We start from the raw sequence: 411 nt of genomic DNA, 5'->3' as shown, positions 1-411 counted from the left end.
ATGCTGACTTAGCTCAGTTGGTAGAGCATCTGTCTTGTAAACAGAGGGTCGGAGGTTCGAATCCTCTAGTCAGCATTATGCGGAAGTAGTTCAGTGGTAGAACATCACCTTGCCATGGTGGGGGTCGCGGGTTCGAATCCCGTCTTCCGCTTTTAATAATTATGCCGGGGTGGCGGAACTGGCAGACGCACAGGACTTAAAATCCTGCGGTGAGTGATCACCGTACCGGTTCGATTCCGGTCCTCGGCATTGAATATGCACCCATAGCGCAACTGGATAGAGTGTCTGACTACGAATCAGAAGGTTGTAGGTTCGACTCCTACTGGGTGCATTATCGGGAAATAGCTCAGTTTGGTAGAGCACTTGGTTTGGGACCAAGGGGTCGCAGGTTCGAATCCTGTTTTCCCGATA

Annotated in this window: 5 tRNA genes; all 5 read left to right on the top strand. The window is 50.9% G+C overall.

Annotated features, from left to right (window positions below):
* The first annotated feature begins 2 nt into the window (after positions 1 to 2).
* Positions 3 to 75, top strand: a tRNA-Thr gene (locus FC33_RS00195).
* Positions 76 to 79: 4 nt separating this feature from the next.
* Positions 80 to 151, top strand: a tRNA-Gly gene (locus FC33_RS00190).
* 12 nt (positions 152 to 163) lie between these two features.
* A tRNA-Leu gene (locus FC33_RS00185) sits at positions 164 to 249 on the top strand.
* Between the two features lie 8 nt (positions 250 to 257).
* Positions 258 to 331: transfer RNA gene (locus FC33_RS00180), tRNA-Arg, on the top strand.
* A gap of 4 nt (positions 332 to 335) precedes the next feature.
* Positions 336 to 409, top strand: a tRNA-Pro gene (locus FC33_RS00175).
* Positions 410 to 411 lie beyond the last annotated feature (2 nt).

Source organism: Ligilactobacillus aviarius subsp. aviarius DSM 20655 (assembly GCF_001436315.1).
In the GTDB taxonomy this organism is placed as follows: Bacteria; Bacillota; Bacilli; order Lactobacillales; family Lactobacillaceae; genus Ligilactobacillus; species Ligilactobacillus aviarius.
This window is presented reverse-complemented; position numbering and strand designations above follow the sequence as displayed.